The following is a 676-nucleotide window of genomic DNA, read 5'->3' as shown; positions in this document are numbered from 1 at the left end:
CGATTGGATCAACTACCGTTGCGTTGTCGTGCAATCCGGATTCTCCTATCGCAGATATTGCTGATATCGCAATAAGTCCCGTTGTTGGCCCAGAAGCCTTGACGGGGTCCACTCGCTTAAAATCAGGCACCGCTCAAAAGTTGGTGCTCAACATGCTCACTACAGCAAGTATGATACGTTTAGGTAAGAGCTACCAAAACTTGATGGAGGACGTGAAAGCGACCAACAACAAATTGGTCGCGCGTGCTGCTCGCATTGTTATGCAGGCGACGGAGTGCACTAAAGAAGAGGCAACCGAGGTACTTAAGCAGACCAATTATGAGGTGAAACTGGCAATCTTAATGATCTTGACCGATCTTGATATCGAGTCCGCACGTCAGCACCTTCATCATCAAGAGGGCTTCTTGCGTAAAGCGGTAGAAAGCCACAAAGCAAACTGACCTAATGTAAGAAGGTTGGACAGTAAAAAGGTGGCTCATGGGCCACCTTATCTTTTTGCCGGAGCTGATACATCAAGCATCAATCCTCGTCATACAACCACTCATCAAATTCGCGATTTAACTCGTTATTCACCTTACGCTTGAGCTGGTCTGGATCAGTGGCATTTTTAACGCGTTCCACTTTATTCGTGTACTGGCTTGTCGCCTCGTTTACTTCCCGTTTCATTTTGTTTTGC

The 676-nt window shown here is 46.7% G+C and carries 1 protein-coding gene; it reads left to right on the top strand.

The genetic code is table 11. The features are described 5' to 3' along the window. The coding region (locus R7Q09_RS25975) for an N-acetylmuramic acid 6-phosphate etherase (RefSeq protein ID WP_318143924.1) at positions 1-440 on the top strand (440 nt) is incomplete at its 5' end. Positions 441-676 lie beyond the last annotated feature (236 nt).

The sequence above is a fragment of the Vibrio sp. 2130-1 genome, from assembly GCF_033339515.1.
This window is presented reverse-complemented; position numbering and strand designations above follow the sequence as displayed.